Source organism: Veillonella parvula, assembly GCF_032472435.1.
Classification (GTDB): domain Bacteria; phylum Bacillota; class Negativicutes; order Veillonellales; family Veillonellaceae; genus Veillonella; species Veillonella parvula_N.
Window position 1 is genome coordinate 51,683 of record NZ_JAWEGM010000006.1, and the last position, 19,956, is coordinate 71,638.

Here is a 19,956-nt window from a genome sequence, read left to right on the forward strand (position 1 = left end):
ATTTTAATAGAACTACTTAGATTTTAATCAATACTGATTTTTATTAGTTTTCAATATAAAAATGACACCTATACCAGTCCCTTATGAAAGGTATAGATGTCATTAAAATAAGCTTATAACATTTAACACTAAATATTATTTAAGGATAGAAGTTAATAAAGGTTAATCCCAAAATTAAAAGTAATCATAAGTATAGAACCAACTTAATAATCTTTTAGAATCTATAATCCCAAGTCTATAAACTTCCCTAAAACTTTAATTTGCCAGAACATCCCTCTAGTAGCTTTTAAATCAATGTCTGTTTTTAACTTATCAAAACTCACATCATAAAATGGTAATAATACCTGTAATGATGCTAATTTTGCTTTCATAGTAATTAATTCTTTACTTAATTGCCCGGATATATTAGTATCAACTATCTCCTGTAAATTAGAAATACATGCTTGAAAATCTTCATTCTGAATACGTTCACACGTATATATTTCAGACAAATAGGTCTGTTTAATACAACTTAAGATTGATTCAGAAATGAATTCAGGTTTTTGTAAGACTTCATACAATCCTAACAAAAACAACGCCCAAAATATCTCCTCTACATAATCGGTAAAGAAATAGATACCGAACTTCTTTTCATCATGTGTAGAAATCTTTAACGCTTCAGATAAAGTATTACCCTCTAACTCCCGTTCTATTAAAGCAATCCAACTACTGCATTCAATATCATCTAACATATCATTTAATGGTGGTATAGGAATCCTACGAGCCATCCACTCATCAACATCCTCTAAACTCATCCCATCTCCAATAATATTTAACAATTTATCGGACAGATGTGCTTTTCTACACATTAATCGAATTAACATACTAAATATGTAATATTCTAGAATGGTCAAATCAATATAATTTCGTCTATATGCCTTAACAGCGCCCAATATAAAGACCATTAAAAATGTATCTAAACTTTTTTTATTTTTAAAATAGATCATATTTATACCTCTGTCCACTAATTTATTTTAGCTTTCGATTTACCGGTTCATCATTAATTCTTTTTATCTTTGGATTAAATATTTGTCCATTTCTATTTTGGAAATAATGGATTTCTATATCATTTCCATTAATATCTTTCCCATGGTCATATATTTTTTTCCAATCGCCCCCTACATCTTCTTTTAATTGTTTACCGAGACCATCCTCATTTTTTATATTTAATTTATCTTTTTGGTAACTCTTAAACCCTTTAGGTAATGACTTTAACTCCTTCAAGGAGTTATAAACCTTCTTAATTCGATCATTTACAGAATATAATCCACTAGATAAATTAGTATTAGACTTATTATCATTCTTATTTTTATTATTAGAGTTTCTATTAAGATTATCTAAATTTTTCTTAGAATTTTCTTCCGATATAGATTTAGCCTTACTCTTATCCGGATATTTATTTGCAAAATGAATCCCATCAGGTAATGGACTCCCTGCTCTAATTTCATCTATTGTAAATGACGATTCCGGACTCAATCGTTCGTCTGCATAGTGTAGTGCAACTGTTGTAGAAATCGTTTTCCCAGTTAACGTTGATTGAAAAGAATTAGTATGAGTATTAAATACCAAATTATCATTTGGATTATCTACAAATATTGCATCACCTTCAGTATGTGTTGAATGTACAACCTGGCCTGTTGATATGTTTTGCAATCTAGAAAATGGAGAATTGCCATCAGAACCAATATCTACCCAATTATCTGTACCATCAGGACCAATAACACGTCCTGTGAATATAGTTGCCCCCGATGTGCTTATGCCTCTAAAATATCGGCGACCAAGACTATCATATTCACCGGTGTCTTTATATGTATTTCCATCTGCTGCATGATATACATTAATAGGCTGAAACCCAGTATCTAAATTATAATTTTCTTGAACCCGTAATGAAGTGCCAGGATAAGATACGGTTATAGCCCATGGACCACTATAAACTGGAGCCGCTCCAGTTTCAATAGAGCTATCATCAACACGCTCCATCAATGTTCCACCTGATTCAACACCAGAAGTTATTTTGCCTCTATAAAATGCACTGCCAGGAATATTAGCCATTGTACTTTCATCAAAAGTAGTAGGCTCGCCCGAACCAGTTACGAGTGGAGTACTTACTAAATTCCCAGCAATTAAAGCTGGTGATGCATTCTTTGCTAGGCCATAAACACCTTTACCAACTGAAGCTAAAGAGGCTATAGTATTTGAGACTCCTGGATTCCAAACAAGATCCTCATTCCATTTTGTAGCATAAGATGCTGATGCCGCACCACTATTACTTGATTCACCACTTACTTTATTAACAACCCCGCCTACGGCAGCACTCAACCATTGTGCTACAGCTGGATCATGTTTAGCTACTTTCTTTATTTCACCAATTAGCAACTCATTAGTCATAGTAGCTTTAAACCCGCTACCCGGTGCATTACCAGCCATACGTGCTGCTACTTCACCTATGATGCCATGTGCAATAGATTTAGCGATTTTGCCATCTTTCGTTGTTGGTTGCCAGTTATGTAGTTGTTCAAATGCATTTTTAGAGAATAGACGTGCTAATTCTTGACGCTCTTCAATTTTCTTTTTATCAAAAATCTTATCTAATTGATGTAATGTATTTTCTGTGTTTGTGTTAATGGTTTTAGTATCAATTTCTTTACCATCTACAGTTAGTATACCATCAGAGATTGCAGATTGAGTAGTAGATCTTGCTTTACCTTTAGATCCTACGCCTAAGTTTGGAACTAGACCGATATTGTTATAAATCTTATCATAGCCTTTTTTATCGTTAGTCTTCATCTCTTCGAGTTTCTTTTTACTGCCATAGTAGTTATAGCCAATACCGTTGTTGCTATATGTATATTCGGCTTCGTTCTTGATATCTTTCATCTCTAGAGATTTTGTAGTCAGTTTATTCTTAGTTTTTGGAGCGTTACTTTTAATTAGAGCACCTTCTAATGTAGTACTGTTACCTACATTAATGTCATAGCCTTCTTCTCCTGCATAAATGCCAGCTTGTTCTGTTACACTCTTCCATTTGCTATCAATTCGTCCTACACTAGCATTGATACTACCAGTTGGATTTTTGAAGTTAGGTTTAGAGGAAACAGAGAATCCCGCAGACTTACTATGTTCTTTAAAATTATCTACATCTTGTAAGCTTTGAATATGTAAATTACGACCTGTATCTACTTCTACCTTTTTACCAGATACGGTAGAACCAATAATATTTGTATCTCGTTTTGCTTTAAGCTGTGCTAATTGGGCAGCTTTAATCTTAGTAGGTACATAACTTTCTTGATGAGTTTCTCCATTTTGACGAGCCATATGAGCACTCGCATTAATATCGAGAAGGCCACCACCAGTTAAACTGATACTCGCTCCTGCACTCCAGCCAGAACTCTTATAATCATTTTTCACATCTACTGTATTCTTACCAGCCTTTATATTAATATCGCTAGCGCTAGCCAGACTAATGGATTCAGCAGATACGCTTTCACCAGTAAGAGTAATACCATTTTTCTTAGCATCACGAGCCGTTAGATGAACATCACCGTCACTAATAATAGTACCACCTTTATAAGTTGCAGTATCTACTGTTTGACCTTGTTTCTGTGATGTACTACCAATTGATACAGATAAATTAACAGCATCATCAATATTTTTAGGACCTCGTTTAGCTTTACCATTTACTTTTTCAACTTTACCAGTCACTGCATCTCGTATTTTAACTCCATGTAAAGCACTATCTACAGCTTCATATCCGTCTTGTAACTGTTTACGAGCTTCATTAAGTTCAAGTGCTGTCAAACGTTTATCATCACGGCCTCCAGCTTGTTTAATAGTTCGCGTTGCATTCGTTACACTATCAGCTAATGCACCACCTAATGCCACCGTTAAGCCGGACTTTTTATAGCGATCATCATGTGTCATATGTTGCGTATCAGTATTACCATCAAGGGTCACTGCAGCGCCCTCAATTGTAGTAACGGTTTTACTTACTACATCGGCACTAGTAAGATGTACCGTATCATTTGCCGTAATGTTTACATTGCCCTTCGTACTAGCAATAGTATTACGTACGGTTTCCTCTTCACGATTGGTATCATCTATATTTCGTTTTTCTGTACCAATAGTAAATCCGATACCACTTCCCATTAAACCTGAAGTTTTATGACGATATGTACTCGTTTCTTTCGTTACATTCTTATCTGCACCGAGTTCAACCTTGCCAGCTGCTGACACTTGAACGCCTTGTTCCCCCATCAGTTTAACGGATTGTCCCGTCACATCATGACCAGATTTAATCGTAACGTCTTTACCACTCACAACAGAACCTGTTACAGCAGTCACTTGTGCCACACTGGTTGCATCTGTACGTTCCCGTTTAACTAAACTTTTCTTCTTGTCCTTATACACATGGTCAACAGTACTTGTAGCCGCTGCAGTATCAAGTTTTACATTCTTACCTTTCACCTGTGCCTTATCAACAGCCAGAATTTCACTACCACTAAGTGCTACATCAGCATTAGCATCCACAGTTACATTGTTACCTTCCACACTGCTGCCTACAGAGGTTGCTTCATTCACTAAATCATGTGTTTCTGTAGTCTGAGAATGACCGCCACCGGATTTACCTTTGTCATATCGATGTTCCTCTAACTCATGATTCTCTGTCATGGCCTTCATCGTGACCTGGCGTCCAGCTGCCACGGTAGCATCCTTACCCGACGTCACCGTACCGGCCTGCATAGCGACATCACGACCGGCCGTCACCATAGCATCGCCTTTCGCCGCAATTTGACCTCGATCTACAGCGGTTATCGTTTCACGGCGGCTATTGGCACTATTCCATACAACCTTACTATTGCTGGCTTCATACTTGACGCCGTTATTGATAACATCACGATCTGCCGCTACGACAAGCTTTCCTTTTTCATTGGTTTGCTTAATCGTACCGCCCTCATTTATCACATCATACTTAGCATACACAGTTGTACGGTCACGGCCTTCTATCGTGCCTTGTGTATTACGAACATCGGTATCCGCCACCACTGTTGTTGTGCGACCTTTAATCAGTCCGTTATCATTGTGTATCGTATTACCATGTACAGTTATCGCATCATCCGCCACTATGCTACCGCGATTATGCATCGTACCTACTTGCAAATTAATCGATTGAGCCTGCATATTCGCAGCCCCCTCAACACGTTGTGTGGTCGGCGCCAAATATAATGTTGGTACGAGTAAGGTTTCAGTCTTACCGTTCGGCAATACTACCGGTTGACTGACAAGCATTACCACATCTTCCGTCAATTGCTGTTGCTCCGACTCAGTTAATCCTTGTCCGAGCATCATCGATTTAGACTTCATCACGGTAAGACCTGCATCCATTAATTTACGGTACTGCTCTTCTTCCGTAAGTCCTGCCTGTAGTCTACTTTTACCTGTTTGACGTAAAATAGCCTGCATTACCAATTGTTGTTCGTAGTAACCATCACCTAATCGTTTTTGTGTACGCATAGGATTGAGTTGTAAACGATTGATAACATAATCAGAGGATAAGAAGCTTCTTCGATTGGTAAAATTTGGGTCAGTTTCCATCGCATACGTTGTATTCGGATTAGTGGATAACTGACTCATAGACGTCAATACCGACGTATCTACCGTAGCACCTGTTGTGCTGTTCGCTATATTGCTTCCATAAACAGCTACCGGTATATCTATCGGTTGTACTACATCATTATGATACTCCGCCTCACGAATATTTGTGGAATCCCATCCATGATGTTTATGGCGACTATAACCAGTAGCAGTTCCATTCTCACTAATATATTCATTTCCTTTCGGATTAAGCGCTTCATAATGGCCGATTTTACCAGCCAAAGTACCTGCTGCACTGATTTGGCTAGCATCATTAGTAACAACGTCTGCTTCAATCTGTAAGTTACCACCCGAAATAATACGCCCTGGCTTGGACGTATCCACTACTTCTTTTACTCGTGTACGATCATATTCATATTTCGTCCAGCTATCATGATGCTCTCCATTAATAGACAATTGTAAATTTTCAGAAGAGTGAACTACAACCTTATCTTGTGGAATTGGATCATCATGATCATAAATACGTTCCTCAGATAGCTGATATCGTTTGATACTGCCTGCCGGTGCCACTTCATTTTTAACATGCTCCGTAGTTCCTGTAGTAGCCCGTTTCAACGTAACGCCACCATTTTTATTAGCAATGGATTTGGCGAGAATCACGCCCTGCTGACCAGCCTCAATAGTAGCATCCACATTAGTTAATGTATCCATTTTGCCAGATATAACGCCGTTATAATCCATCGTCTTTCCAAGTTGTAATACGCCTTCAGACTTCAGTACACTACCATTCGTATTTTTTATTGTATTAGTAGCTACTGCTAAATTATTACGCGCGATGAGTACTGGTGCATCTTTCGTAACAGCATTACCGGTTTGTGTGAAAGTATCTGCTGAAATACGTGCCGAATCAGCATATAATTTAGCTTTACCGGCTTGTATAAAACCTTTTGCTTTTATACTCATATCCGGCGACACCACAGTGCCGCTATTTTGCACCTTACCATTACTATCAACAGTGATACTATTTTGCGCCGAAAGTATCCCTTTATTATTTACACCAAAGCCATCATTAGTACCTACTAAGTACATACTATTCGCATACATACCACCGATTTGAGATACATCCAGACCTACTTGCTCTGAGTTATCGGTCTTCGTAACATTAGTTACCTTACCACTACCATCGACAGATACTGTGTTTTACCAGTTACAACATGGCTTTCATCAGCCCATACCTTTCCGTTGAGCTGTACTGCTTCCGCCAAAATATCTGTACGTGATGTACGCGATGTATCGAGCCCTTGTCCCGATACCGTCACAGTACCTTGTTTCACATCATATCCAGAAATTTTTCCATCAGTAATAATAGGATTACCTGTTGTTAATGTAGCTGCACTGGTATTAATAAATGTCCCATTATTAACAGCAATCCCATTGGGGTTAGCAATGATAACATGTGCCTTACGACCTGCTACCTCTAAGGCACCATTCATAGCAGTCGCACCCGTTCCAGTTACTTCATTTAAAATCGTCTTAGCTGCAGCACCTCTCAAGTTAGGATTACCCATCACATAGCCAGCTAATTCTGTAGATATAGGTCTCCTTGAGTTATTTAGAATAACCCCTTTATCATCTACATTAAACATATCATATTGATTGTGAGATAACCCATTAGCATTCGGTTTATTAATATTGACAATGGGCGTCCCATTAGGGGCTTCATCCATAGTTGGACCCATTTTTCCTTGATTCGGTACAATAGATTGTGCCACTGCTAGCGGAATCCACGGTCCAGAATTTGTAACTAATAAGGCTGCACACAATGCGGTTGCTGTATACTGTTTAATTTTCATTATTCTTTCCTTATACTCTCTCATTTAATAACACACATTTTTAATTAAAACTGATAACTGGATCTGAAAGCCCATACACTTGTATCAGTAGTAAAACCGTCCGGCTTTTTAAGTGGAGTGCCTAATGACACATCATAGCGAAATGCATCACCGATATTCCCACGAACACCGATAACCCCACCTACTAAGGTATTACCAATTTGTGTCGCTGTGGACGGCCCCCATACATGACCTATATCTATACCTATATACGGAGTTATTCGTTGTCGTCTAAATGGTAAGGCCCATTCATTTTGAATGTAGTAACCGGAGTCACCACGTAATGTTTCTTCCCCACTGAAGCCACGTACGGAATAGCGTCCACCGATACTAAATTGATCAGTTCCAAACAATCGTTGATTTGTAAACTGACTTCTAAAACGCATCGTATACACACCTTGTTTATGACCTATTCGTACACCGCTTTGAATTTCACCTTCAAGTCCCGCCATTTTATATAACGTAGTCGGATTATCTGCCAATCCTTCCCAACTATGTACTGTAGCACCTAGACCTCGTATGCCTTGACGATAAAAGAGATATATATCAGACATGGTATTCCCACTATACTGACGATGGGATAATCCTAGTTCCAATGCTGTGGTATGTTGCTCTTGTACACCGATTTCTATATCATCAATGTAACTATGGCGTGTTTTATGAATCACCTTAGCGACAGCAGCGGTCTTGGAGCGACTCGTCCGATTCAAAACCTGCTCTACAGAAAACTCAATCCCCCTGGTATTTCCAGAAGAACGGAATGCTTCTGGCATAAATACCAATTGATGATAGCTATATTGATACGTCGACAGTCGATACGTCCGATTTCCATCAGGTACGGCATAATTTACGGCATACTGCTTTGATCCATGCCCATCACCATGATGACCAATATCCTTCGTTATACTAGCCGATAAGGTATCATTAAGCCCTGCCAACTGACTAAATGATACATACATAGTGCCTTGGTATTTCCCTGTCGATTCGTAACCTGCATTGTCTAAAATCAACGACCCATGCACAAAGCCTTTTTGTTCTACCGTTAGTTTCACAATAGAGTGAAGTGGCTTTGTACCCGGCTCGATGCTAAGCTTTACATCTTGTCCCGGTACATTTCGCATCTGGTCTATGCCTTGCTCTAATGCTTGTCGACGCAGTACATATCCGGGACGAACAGGAAAAGCACTTCGCCAATTCGTGCGAGCTTTCGGATTTGTAAGAACAATATCTTCCACATAACCTGGTAAAATCTCAAAAGTAAGTGTACCCGATTGTAAATCCTGATTCGGAACTACCACTTGACTCGTTACATATCCATCGGCAAGAATTTGCTCTTGTAATTGCTTTTGCAGTACAGCAATCCCCTCTGCCCCAATGTTGTTATGATTATATATTTTCAGTCGATTTCTATACTTCTTAAAAACTGGTTCTGATGACGTAATCACAATCTGCTCAATTGGAAATGACACTGCTTCTTGTGGCAATGCATCCATAGGTGCGCCATTTAAATTGTCATAACTTGATTCTGAACGCGACAAAGCGGCCCTTGCCATCGGTGCCTCCGCGCGTTGACGCAAAGAAGCATCGGCTCGAGCCGCTTCTTGTTGAATAAATGAGGAAGGTACATCCGCTGCCAAAGTTGTCGTTGCACACATAACGCCAACTAAGCCCACACAACTGGCAGCGATTGATACTACTTTCATAATTCTCTCTCCTATATATTACTTTCAAATAATTATTAACTTATTAGTCTGATTATATCTCTCAGAAAACATAAAATCAACATTTTATGTATATATATGTTTTATATCATAAACAGAGAGTTACTTCATATAACTCTCTTTCACTAATCAATCAAAATATACTTAATTTTAGTTATATTCAGTTTCATATTGCAATTTAAGATTATTTAAAATTATCAGTTATCACATTAAAAAGAATCATAAGCATAAAAATAACTATTATAGGTATTACAGAATAAAAATCTTTTTTTGCTTTTTTCAATAGAATAGGCATTTTCTCTAAAGTAAGTGAAGAGTCAGCCTTAACGGCCAAAATTCTCAACCACAATTCTAATACCCAACTCAATATGCCTATAACAGCTAAAAGATGAATTAAATTAGCACCATCATAAGGAATATTAATGAGTATAAAAACCAGACAACCTATTCCTATTTCCGTATATAACATAGATTTAGAACGTTTAACTTGTTCCTTGTCTAATACAAAATAAGGATTCCTAATAAAATATAGACAATATATACATAATAAAAATAATGAAAGACCAATCTTCATATATAGCTCCATTTAAAATAAAATTATAAATGCAATCTTTCTAACCAATTATTACGGGCTAACACTACAATATATCCATCATTTACCGGATCCTTTGTTACATATACTCTATATGATTGATTTTCATATACATAACGAGACTCAGTTTGGTCAACTAAGGTCCAATTCCCACTCAAGGGCTTTATTGATTTTATATCTCTATGTAGTAAATCTTTCTTTATGTTTATTGATACTCCTCTAGATAATAGATTTTTTCTGTTCGAATCATATACATCTCCAGCGATCATATAGTGTTCTCGTGGAAAAGTTGCATTTAAAGCTTGCGTCAATTCCATTCTAGACTGCTCAACATTATCATTAAACAAAAACTTATAACCTAATCCACAAATTAGCCATAAGCTAAAACAGCCTATAAACATATACCAAACAACAGAATAAATTGTTTTAAAATTCATCCCTAATTTTCCCTCTTACCTCATCAATATCACTGATATCAGAGTCAATTCTATTAGTTAACTCTTTGTAGTATAGTTTGCCACCCATCGATTCCGAACACCTAATGAACAGATGCATAAAAGCTTATCCAATCAATTCCATCAACGAACTTAAAATCATTTATCTCCATAAGTTAGCTCTAAAGATACCTCACCATTAGATGTTAATGTATATACTAAACCAGAGAATGGGTTTTGATTATAGAATTTAAAAGTCTCAATCATCTCTAAAACCTCATTCTTTAAATTATACATAACCTCCGAAATAATAGCCGGCTCTTCATCATTATTTTCTACATACTTTGTAATATATGAATCATCCTCAGTTTTATAAACCAGAAGCTCTACAGAGGGATTATTAACATTCATATCAAAGTGTAATTTAGCACGATGCCAATTTAGAGGCGTTAATTTAAATATATGTTTTGCCACTTTATTATAATGTTTCTCAAGTTCCGATTCTAAGCTTTTATGCTTTAACTTAAATGCCTTATCAATGGCAGTATAATTTTTTGCTAATACACGAGATTCCATATCCTCCAATAATAAAACACCTCGAGGACCTTTTAGCATTTCTTTATATACATCCGGCTCAAATTCATCTTCTCTAGCTAGAACACCAAAATTCTGATATCTCCACTTATTTCTATTTTGAAGCCAATAATCTTCACTTACTATATCATTATGAAATTCACAATGTGGCTCATAATCATCACGCGAAACATACATTGTCCCCCACGTCCATGGTTCTTCAGATACATTATGCAATAAACGTACATTTGCTAAAATTTTATTAATACCATCATTTATAGAATTTACTTTTTCAGTACTGCAATTATATAATAAATCTCCATAATTAATGATTGATCCCGCCGGAGTCTTTACATAGTAATATGCTGAGGTCATTGATCCAGTTTCTGTACTAGCAAAATATAAATAAGCTTTATACCAATGTTCAGGCATACAATCAATAAGTAAATCTCTTATTTTATTAATATATGTATTCATAGTTGTTCCTATTAATCTTCACTTTTCCAATTAAATTAAATCTATTTAAATCTTGATGAAATTAAATACAAACATACATGTTAATAAAAATAACATTGGCAATGTAGAATAAAAATCTTTTTTAGCTTTTTTATTGAGCATTGCTTTCACGTCAGGTGATAAACTACAATCCAATTCAATAGCAGGAACTCTTAACCACATTTCTAATAAAAACAGAATTACAGATATCAATTCTAATAAAAACCGCACTAGTCTAGAATATCCTGCAAAAATAATATATAAGAAAATTATCACACCTAAAAGCAGCTCTGAAATTAACAAAGATTTTGAGCGTTTAATTTTAATATGCTGTAATGTGAAGTATGGATTTTTAATAAAATACAGACAAAATAAAAATACTAAAAATCCTGCAAATACTACTATCATAACTTTCTCCTATAAGACTAGTAAATAGTTATTCCTCTTCTTTAATTCAATTATATGTTAAACTAGCATATACCACCAACGAATATTCTGTTATATATGGCAAAAAAAGCACCATCTATCGAGGGACGACTTATGTGTCGGTTAGCTCCCCAAATAGATGGTGCTTTTGTTTTAAATTGTGCAAGTTAAGGAATGCCCTCAATCTACAAGGTAGTATATTAAACTACTTTATATTCCGTCTTGCCACTAAGCTACCAGCACTGCTAGCTAGTCCAGCCCGATTGATATGTGGGTTCCCATGTTTGTACGTCTTTGGCTTGCTGTCTTTATCTTCTACTTTTGATTTCTCAAATTTAGTAAATAGATTGTCTAGCTCACGCAAGAGCGCACGTTTTTGTGAGTCTTTCAACTCGAATACTTCACCTTTATAGGCGATGTATTTATTTTTTAATACAGGACTGAGATCATAGATGGGCTCGTGTTGTTCTCCATTTACATCCAACAGCTCATCCAAGGTCAATCCATAATAGCGAGACAGAGCACAGAGTGTATCTAAATCTGGTTCGCGATACCCTGTTTCGTAATTTGAAAGCGCCGCATTACTGATACCTACGGCCTTTGCTACTTCGATTTGGCTTTTGCCCATGCGCACGCGAGCACGCTTTAAGTTCTTGTAAAACTGCATGTTCATCACCTGTATCGATACATAAACAACTACAAACTATATACTTTTATAATAATGTATCACTGATTTTTTTGAAAGCTTCATCAGCAACGGCTAATGTGCGTTCCACTTCACTGCTCTTGTGGCAGATAGATACGAAATTACTTTCATAAGGACTTGGCGCATAGTAAATACCATGGCTCAAGTTATGGTGGAAGAACATTTTGAATTGTTCTTCGTTGCAAGCTGCCGCATCATCAAAGTTCTTAACTGGTTTGTCAGTGAAGAAGATGGTGAACATAGAGCCTACACGCTGTACTACAACAGGCACATTGTATTGTGCCGCCAATCTTTCAAAGCCTTCGCAAAGGGCAATCGTCGTATCTTCTACTTGTTTAAATACCGTTGAATCACGTTGCAGAATGGAAAGCGTTGCCAAACCAGAGGTAACAGCAATAGGGTTACCACTCAATGTACCAGCTTGGTAGATAGGACCAGCTGGTGCAATTTGGTTCATAATCTCACGAGATCCACCGAATACAGCGAGTGGCATGCCACCGCCAACGATTTTTCCAAGGCATGTGAGGTCTGGTTTAATCTTGTAACGTTTTTGAGCACCGCCGCTGCTAGCACGAAAACCGCACATAACTTCGTCGAAGATCAATGCAGCGCCGTGAGCTTTAGTCACTTCGCGCAAGGTTTCGAGGAAACCTGGTACTGGAGGCACACAGCCCATATTACCTGCTACAGGTTCCACGATGATAGCCGCAATGGTATCGCCCATATCGTCGAATAATTTACGAACCGCTTCAGAATCATTGTACGGCAATGTTATGGTATTCTCTGCTACGCCTTGAGGAACGCCAGGGCTATCCGGTACACCAAAGGTAGCAAGGCCAGAGCCAGCTTTCACCAGGAGCGCATCACTATGACCATGGTAACAGCCTACAAATTTTACGATACGATCGCGACCAGTATAGCCACGAGCTACGCGCAATGCACTCATGGTAGCCTCTGTACCAGAGTTTACGAGGCGGATAACCTCCATAGATGGCATGAAGGCTTGTATCTTTTTAGCCAATTCTGTTTCTAATAGTGTAGGTGCACCGTAGCTAGTACCGCGAGGAATAGCCTCTTGCAGGCTCGCGATGACTTCAGGGTTCGCATGGCCCAAGATCATAGGTCCCCAGCTCAACACATAGTCGATATATTCGTTGTTATCGATATCATAAATACGGCTGCCGCTGGCACTGCTGATAAACGGAGGGTTAGATCCTACGCTGCGATAGGAGCGAACAGGGCTATTTACGCCGCCTGGCATATAACGTTTAGCCTCGTTAAAGGCCTTTTCAGATTTACCGAGTTGGAACATAGTTCCTCCTTATTGTTGTAACCATTTAGCAATATCTAAGGCATGGTACGTAATGATGATTTTAGCACCAGCACGCTTCATGGAAAGCATTGTTTCCATAACGAGGCGTTCTTCATCGATGAGACCAGCCGCAGCAGCAGATTTAACCATCGCATATTCACCGGATACATTGTATACTGCAACTGGCAATTCATAGCGGTCACGCGTTTCACGAACGATGTCCAAGTAGGACAAGGCCGGTTTAATCATGATAATATCTGCACCTTCAGCGATGTCGAGTTCGATTTCTCTGAAAGCTTCTAAACGATTAGCCGGGTCCATTTGATAAGATTTGCGGTCACCAAATTTTGGCGCAGAATTAACAGCTCCGCGGAACGGACCATAGTAAGCAGATGCGTATTTTGCCGCATAGCTCATGATAGATACATTGGTATAACCTGCCGCATCAAGGGCTTCACGAATAGCACCTACGCGACCGTCCATCATATCGGATGGAGCCACCATATGTGCACCAGCTTCTGCTTGGCTTACCGCAACTTTACAAAGCAATGGTAATGTTTCGTCGTTCAAAATTTCATGGTCATCGATCATGCCACAGTGACCGGTAGAGGTATATTGGCACAAGCATACGTCAGAAATAACCAAAAGATTTGGTACGGCTTCGCGGATGGCTTTGATGGCTTGTTGTACTGGTTGGGACATATCCCAAGCAGAGGAACCTTGCTCATCTTTATATGTAGGAATACCAAAGATTTCTACACCACGCACACCAAGATCATAAGCCTCTTGAGCTACTTTCACAGCCTCGTCAACAGACAAGTGATATTGACCTGGCAATGTGTCGATTTCTTTTTTAATACCTTCACCAGGCACGATAAATAATGGATAAATCAAATCAGTTACGTCGAGTGTCGTTTCGCGTACCAAATCACGCATTTCTGGATTGATACGCAAGCGGCGAGGACGGTATGTTAAATCGTACATGTAATCCTCCTAAATATCCTTTATAATAGCATTTACTAAGCCATCTGTTGTATATACATCGCTGATGATAGCCGGTTTAAGACCTGCACTCATAGCCGTAGCAGCCGTAATTGGACCGATGCAAGCCACTTTAGTTTTGCCTAATAGCTCTAGTGCATTGTCGCCCAATAATTGGATTGTATTTGTTACAGTAGAGGAGCTTGTGAAGGTAATATAATCTACATTGCCTTCTGTTAACGCTGTTACTAATGCTTCTTGTTGAGATGTATCTTGTGTCGTTTCATACAAACGCAAGATATCTACATTCATATCGCGGTGACGCAAGCAACGTGGAATCACATCGCGTGCTACCTTTGGTTGAATCAACAGTACAGAATCCCCTGCATTGAGTTCTTCTTCAAGAGCCTCTACAGCAGATTCAGCCTTGTAGTCTACAGGAATGATATCCGGTACGATGCCGTATTTTTGAAGTTCACGAGCCGTAGCACAGCCGATAGCCGCCACTTTAGAATTACCTAAAGCACGTGTATCTTTGCCTTCTTTATATAGAGCATCGAAGAAGTAGCGAACGCCTTCACCAGATGTGAATACGATACATTGGTATTCTTTTGTATTGTTGATGATGCGTTTATCTTCTTCAAATAATTCCAATGGAGATGTTTTTATGGCTGCTGCTTCCACTACATTAGCACCTTGAGCCGCTAATTTTTCGCGGAATGCACTTGCTTGGGAGCGAGCGCGTGTGACTACGACAGTTTTACCGAATAAAGGTTTATTATCGAACCATTGTAATTTTTCACGAAGGTTGACAACATCACCTACTACGATGATAGCTGGCGCTTTCAATTGAGCCTTTGCTACATCTTCAACGACATGTTCAAGGGTAGAAACTAATACCTCTTGTACTGTTTTTGTTCCCCACCGAACAAGCGCTACTGGTGTAGATGGTGCTCGCCCATGAGCCATCAATTTTTCCGCAATGACAGGCAAGTTACCAACACCCATTACAAAGCAAAGTGTATCTACCGCCGTAGCAAGGCCTTCCCAATGAATACCGGATACCGCTTTTGTAGGATCTTCATGACCTGTTACCACCGCAAAGGATGTAGCCATAGCGCGTTGTGTTACAGGGATACCCGCATAAGCAGGCGCTGCGATAGGAGATGTTACACCTGGCACGAACTCAAATGGCACACCGGCTTCGCCAAGAGCCATCGCTTCTTCACCACCACGACCGAATACGAGCGGATCACCGCCTTTTAATCGCGCTACAATTTTGCCTTCTTTACCTTTTTGGACTAATAGCTCATTGATTTCCCATTGATGCATTGTGTGATCTTTACACTGCTTACCAGCGTAAATCAACTCTGCGTCTGGGCGCGCCCATTCTAACAAATGAGCATCCGCTAAATAATCATATACAATTACATCTGCCTTTTCGATGCATTCACGACCTTTTACAGTGATGAGTTTAACATCGCCAGGGCCCGCACCAATTAGATATACCATACCTGTCATTTTATGATTCCTTCCTCTATGAGAGCATCCACAATACGTTTGCCCCCTTCTTCGTATAAAGCTTTTGCAAGGTTTTTCCCAAGAATTTCACCTTTTTTAGCAGGGCCAGAGATTTCCCCTTCGTACACAGTTTTTCCATCGAGGGATGCAATCATGGCTTTCAAGGTTAATTGTCCTTTATTTATGGTACCATGCACCCCCATTGGCACTTGGCAACCTCCATTTAGTTGACGCAAGAAACTGCGTTCCCCTTCAACGGCATAGCGCGTTGCTTCATCGTTGATAGGAGCCAACATATCAAGCATTTCCGCATCGTCGGCGCGGCACTCAATAGCGAGAGCCCCTTGACCTACGGCAGGAATCATTTCATCAGCCTTGAAGACTTGTGTGATTTGGTCTTCTAAACCTAATCGTTTAAGCCCTGCTTGAGCCAAGATAACACCATCTAACTTTTCCGTTTCGATCTTGCTCAAACGAGTCTGTACATTACCGCGAATAACCTCTACCTTTAGGTCAGGTCGAGCATGCAGTAACTGCGCTTGCCGGCGTAAACTGCTGGTACCAACGCGAGCTCCTTGTGGCAATTTGTCTAGTGTTTTATACACGGGACTCACCAGCGCATCATAAGGCACTTCACGAGCAGAAATAGCCCCAAGAGTGAGGCCTTCTGGCAACTCTGTAGGCATATCCTTTAAGCTATGTACGGCGATATCGATATCGCCTTTATGCATAGCCTCTTCTAGCTCAGCAGTAAATAAACCTTTACCACCAACTTGAGCCAGTGGTTTCTCTAGGATACGGTCACCCTTTGTATTAAAGTGAACTAGCTCTACCGTAATATTGGGGTACAGACGTTGTAATTCTGCACTAATATGTTCAGCCTGCCATAGGGCAAGGGCACTTTTTCGCGTGCCGATTCGAATATGATCTCTCATGGCATTAGCCTTCTTTCTCAAGATTAAACATATCTTTGAATAAGTCCCAGTACAGACCTTCTTCCTCCGTACCAGCAATTTCGTTGAAGTGAATCATCGGTTCACGCAACATTTTGCGAATGATCATGCGACTCATCGAGTCCATAACACGGCGCTCTTTATCGGAAATATCTGGTAATTTAGCTAATGCGCGATGTAATTCACGACGGCGAATACGCTCCGCTTTTTCTGTAAGCAATGCCATCATCGGACGCACTGTTAAATAGCTTAATTTATCCAATAGCTCTTCAATAGCATCGTGAATAATAGGTTCTGCCCGACGAGCTTCCTCTTCGCGCTGCGCCTTATTTTCTTCTACTACACTTTCAAGAGAATCAATATTAAATAGATAAATACCGTCCAAGTCTGCCACCGCAGGGTCGATATCGCGAGGCACCGCTATATCGATCATAACGATAGGTTCACCTTTACGAAGAGTCGTAATTTTCTTGGCTTCTCGTTCCGTAATAATATAATGTGGTGCCCCTGTAGATGTGATAAGAATATCCGCATCTTTAGCATAGTCTACAAAGTTATCGAGCTTAACAGCTTTACCATTAAAGCGTTCCGCTAACATTTCAGCCTTAGCAAAGGTTCTATTAGATACGAAAATCGTTTTTACACCCTTCGCTTGTAAATGTGTAGCCGTCAACTCGCTCATAGTACCTGCCCCTAAAATGAGTACCGTAGCTTCAGATAATGGCTTATCTAAGCTATCCTCAGCTAGGTTAACAGCGGTGTAACTAACGGATACAGGCGTATTTGCAATGCCCGTATTGGTACGCACCTTTTTACCAACCCCAATAGCACGTTGGAATAAAATATTAAATATTGTGCCCGTACAGCCTGCGCTATAAGCTTGAATATAGGCTCCTTTTAATTGGCTCAAGATTTGACCTTCCCCCAACACAAGGGAATCAAGGCTAGCAGACACACGGAATAGATGTTCAATACAGTCCCGTTCTTCGTAGAAGAAGAATGCATCTGCATCAATATAATCTGCCCCTTTTAAATCTTTTAACACTGCCAACATGTAATCCTTTGGAAATTCTACGCCTTCTAAAGCAGCATAAATTTCCGTTCTATTACAGGTGGATAATATAACGCATTCTGAGATACAGTCAAATTCATAGAGGCGGTTTAGTGCGGCAACTACCTCGTCTTTATCAAACGAGAAACGTTCACGCACCTCTACAGCGGCACTTCTATGATTTAGACCTAATACCACTAATTGCATGGTTAAGTTTCTCCTCTATAATCGTCCACTCTCCCTTGAGAATGGCTTCAAATGTTTCTACCGTCAGATTGTCTCGCCAAAATTTCTGTCGAGCCTCTGGAGTAGGAAGCAGTAACTTTACTTCTTCTCTAAATATTTTAAGTCTAGGCATAGCCTTTTGCAACTGACCATAACGATTCATCATATCTTGTCGTACGAGACGATTAATACGAGGGCCCACATTATTGGCGCTAATAGCAATATGAAGATCGCCTAGCTCAAGTGATGAAGGTATGGTAAACCTACACGCCCCAGGGTCATCACTGCGGTTGGTCCACACGTGATGCTTTTTGCCAAGTGCATGCAACGAATCGTTCAATTTATGATTATCTGTGCAGATAAAGAACAAACTGCTCGTGATGATGAATTGTTCATCATCACTGGTGAAAGCACGGTCCCACCAAATGATGCGCTTTTCTTTTGCCCATTGGCCAATCCTATCCGTCACAACAGGAGCGATAACAACAATGTTACAAGGCTCCTCAATAAAGAGCCGTATCCGTCGTTCCGCTACTTCTCCGCCGCCTACGAATAGGATTCTATCTTCAGTTGTAGGTTGAAATGTTATGGATACCATGGCTGTCCTACCATATATAAAAAAATCGGCTTGATGGTCAAGCCGATTTTCAACTGCCTACATAAATCGTTTCAGGTATACACCGATACGCCCTTTACGAGAGGTACCTGTAATAGCTTCTACCTTAATTCGGCCACGACCACGCATGGATATAACATCCCCTTCTTTAACTTCTTGGGATGCCCCCTTAGCTGGTTGCCAGTTTACTTGTAATAAGCCCGCATTGATAGCACTCACTAGTTTAGTGCGCGATACACTAAAGCCTGAGCTTGCTACCGCATCTAAGCGCAAGGAAGCGACTGTAGTACGGACTTCTTTAATTTTTTCTTCTTTTGGTGCAATATCTGATAACTCAATAGCCTCTACAGATACGGAAACCATAGCAATTTTCGTAAAGTTTTGAATTACAAAATCAGCCACGCTTTCATCCACCATAATCTGAGCGCCCCCTTGTTGGACGATAACGTCCCCAAATTTGGAGCGATCAATGCCTAGGCCCATTAAGGAGCCAAGCACATCGCGATGAGTGAGCAATCGGAACCGAGGGTCCCAATTCACCTTGAGGGCGCGAATCCCCATATCCACAGTACCGTTAAAGTCGCTGTCTACGAAAGCGATACGAATGCGTTCCGCCCCTTCATAGCCACCATCAGCTTTAACTGTTAACTGTGGGTAATTAGCCTTGATAGCATCTGCAATAACAAGGCCTGCAGGACTCGTAAAGTCCGCCACACGATAGGGACGACCTTTTACAACCTGCTCAGCCAAATCTAGCATGCGACGAGCTTCCTCGCCACTGCCACTAGCCTCGAAATATCGTATTAATTTACTAGTATCTGCCAAAA

At 39.6% G+C, this 19,956-nt stretch carries 16 protein-coding genes; all 16 read right to left on the reverse strand.

Annotation, left to right across the window (positions count from 1 at the left end; genetic code table 11):
- Positions 1-221: 221 nt before the first annotated feature.
- The gene (locus E7A03_RS08310; protein WP_039965274.1) at positions 222-986 is read right to left on the reverse strand and encodes a DUF3969 family protein; all 765 of its coding nucleotides are present in this window, start codon (positions 984-986) and stop codon (positions 222-224) included.
- A 22-nt stretch (positions 987-1,008) separates the two neighbouring features.
- On the reverse strand, positions 1,009-6,720 hold the full coding sequence (locus E7A03_RS08315; RefSeq protein ID WP_316074012.1) for a hemagglutinin repeat-containing protein: 5,712 nt from the start codon (positions 6,718-6,720) through the stop codon (positions 1,009-1,011).
- A gap of 77 nt (positions 6,721-6,797) precedes the next feature.
- The gene (locus tag E7A03_RS08320; protein ID WP_316074013.1) at positions 6,798-7,484 is read right to left on the reverse strand and encodes a filamentous hemagglutinin N-terminal domain-containing protein; all 687 of its coding nucleotides are present in this window, start codon (positions 7,482-7,484) and stop codon (positions 6,798-6,800) included.
- A 44-nt stretch (positions 7,485-7,528) separates the two neighbouring features.
- Positions 7,529-9,226 carry a ShlB/FhaC/HecB family hemolysin secretion/activation protein gene (locus tag E7A03_RS08325; RefSeq protein ID WP_316074015.1) on the reverse strand — a complete coding sequence of 566 codons (1,698 nt, stop codon included), beginning with the start codon at positions 9,224-9,226 and terminating at the stop codon, positions 7,529-7,531.
- Positions 9,227-9,428: 202 nt separating this feature from the next.
- On the reverse strand, positions 9,429-9,818 hold the full coding sequence (locus E7A03_RS08330) for a hypothetical protein (protein ID WP_278622303.1): 390 nt from the start codon (positions 9,816-9,818) through the stop codon (positions 9,429-9,431).
- 23 nt (positions 9,819-9,841) lie between these two features.
- On the reverse strand, positions 9,842-10,273 hold the full coding sequence (locus E7A03_RS08335; protein ID WP_123138534.1) for a hypothetical protein: 432 nt from the start codon (positions 10,271-10,273) through the stop codon (positions 9,842-9,844).
- A 156-nt stretch (positions 10,274-10,429) separates the two neighbouring features.
- Positions 10,430-11,320, reverse strand: a complete 891-nt coding sequence (locus E7A03_RS08340; protein ID WP_316074016.1) for an immunity protein YezG family protein — start codon at positions 11,318-11,320, stop codon at positions 10,430-10,432.
- A gap of 45 nt (positions 11,321-11,365) precedes the next feature.
- A complete protein-coding gene (locus tag E7A03_RS08345) occupies positions 11,366-11,746 on the reverse strand; it encodes a hypothetical protein (RefSeq protein ID WP_316074018.1) in 381 nt (126 codons plus the stop codon).
- Positions 11,747-11,969: 223 nt separating this feature from the next.
- Positions 11,970-12,431 carry a helix-turn-helix domain-containing protein gene (locus tag E7A03_RS08350; RefSeq protein ID WP_316074020.1) on the reverse strand — a complete coding sequence of 154 codons (462 nt, stop codon included), beginning with the start codon at positions 12,429-12,431 and terminating at the stop codon, positions 11,970-11,972.
- Positions 12,432-12,477: 46 nt separating this feature from the next.
- Positions 12,478-13,782: a glutamate-1-semialdehyde 2,1-aminomutase gene (gene hemL / locus E7A03_RS08355; protein ID WP_060919681.1), complete on the reverse strand. Its 1,305-nt coding sequence runs from the start codon at positions 13,780-13,782 to the stop codon at positions 12,478-12,480.
- A 9-nt stretch (positions 13,783-13,791) separates the two neighbouring features.
- Positions 13,792-14,766 (reverse strand): porphobilinogen synthase, encoded by a 975-nt coding sequence (hemB, locus tag E7A03_RS08360; protein ID WP_008602583.1) that lies wholly within the window; start codon positions 14,764-14,766, stop codon positions 13,792-13,794.
- Positions 14,767-14,775: 9 nt separating this feature from the next.
- Complete coding sequence (gene cobA / locus E7A03_RS08365; protein WP_004696820.1) at positions 14,776-16,284, reverse strand: uroporphyrinogen-III C-methyltransferase; 1,509 nt, start codon at positions 16,282-16,284, stop codon at positions 14,776-14,778.
- A complete protein-coding gene (hemC, locus tag E7A03_RS08370; RefSeq protein ID WP_039965270.1) occupies positions 16,281-17,219 on the reverse strand; it encodes a hydroxymethylbilane synthase in 939 nt (312 codons plus the stop codon). Before hemC ends, cobA begins: the two co-directional genes overlap by 4 nt.
- 4 nt (positions 17,220-17,223) lie before the next feature.
- Complete coding sequence (hemA, locus tag E7A03_RS08375; protein WP_004696829.1) at positions 17,224-18,495, reverse strand: glutamyl-tRNA reductase; 1,272 nt, start codon at positions 18,493-18,495, stop codon at positions 17,224-17,226.
- The gene (locus E7A03_RS08380; RefSeq protein WP_008602580.1) at positions 18,464-19,111 is read right to left on the reverse strand and encodes a precorrin-2 dehydrogenase/sirohydrochlorin ferrochelatase family protein; all 648 of its coding nucleotides are present in this window, start codon (positions 19,109-19,111) and stop codon (positions 18,464-18,466) included. Before E7A03_RS08380 ends, hemA begins: the two co-directional genes overlap by 32 nt.
- A 57-nt stretch (positions 19,112-19,168) precedes the next feature.
- Complete coding sequence (locus E7A03_RS08385; protein WP_316074021.1) at positions 19,169-19,954, reverse strand: YlmH family RNA-binding protein; 786 nt, start codon at positions 19,952-19,954, stop codon at positions 19,169-19,171.
- Positions 19,955-19,956: the final 2 nt, after the last annotated feature.